The organism is Priestia sp. BR_2 (assembly GCF_041954005.1).
Classification (GTDB): domain Bacteria; phylum Bacillota; class Bacilli; order Paenibacillales; family Paenibacillaceae; genus Paenibacillus_AQ; species Paenibacillus_AQ lautus_A.
On sequence record NZ_JAVFHM010000216.1, the window covers coordinates 1 to 611 of the forward strand.

The window sequence follows — 611 nt, forward strand, 5'->3', positions numbered from 1 at the left end:
AAACGGAGTAACAGTGGACACAGGCGGAACTGGTGCAACAGGAGCAACTGGGGAAAGAGGAGAAACAGAAGGAACAGGAGCAACGGGTGCAACGGGAGGAACCGGAGATACAGGGGTGACTGGGGTAACTGGAGCGACAGGAGCAACTGGGGCGGCAGGAGTAACAGGGGAAACAGGAGTAACAGGAGTAACAGGAGTAACAGGGGTAACAGGAGTAACAGGAGCAACAGGAGCCACAGGAGCGGCAGGAGCAACGGGGGCCACGGGAGCAACAGGGGTAACGGGAGCCACAGGAGAGACTGGAACTACAGGAGAAACTGGTGCAACAGGAGCAACAGGTGCAGCAGGGGCAACAGGAGCGACAGGAGTAACAGGAGCAACCGGAACAACAGGAGAAACTGGTGCAACAGGAGCCACAGGTGCAACAGGAGCCACGGGTGCAACGGGTGCAACCGGAGCAACAGGAACAACAGGAGCAACGGGGGCCACGGGAGCAACAGGGGTAACGGGAGCCACAGGAGCGACTGGAACGCCAGGAGAAACGGATGCGACAGGGGCAACAGGATCAGCAGACCACACAGGAGCACCAGAAGCGAGAGGCGAAGCAGCAG

1 protein-coding gene is annotated in these 611 nt (G+C 59.2%); it reads left to right on the forward strand.

What is annotated here, in order from left to right; translation table 11 throughout:
- On the forward strand, positions 1-611 hold a 611-nt coding region (locus tag RB298_RS15645), incomplete at both ends, for a hypothetical protein (RefSeq protein WP_486047541.1).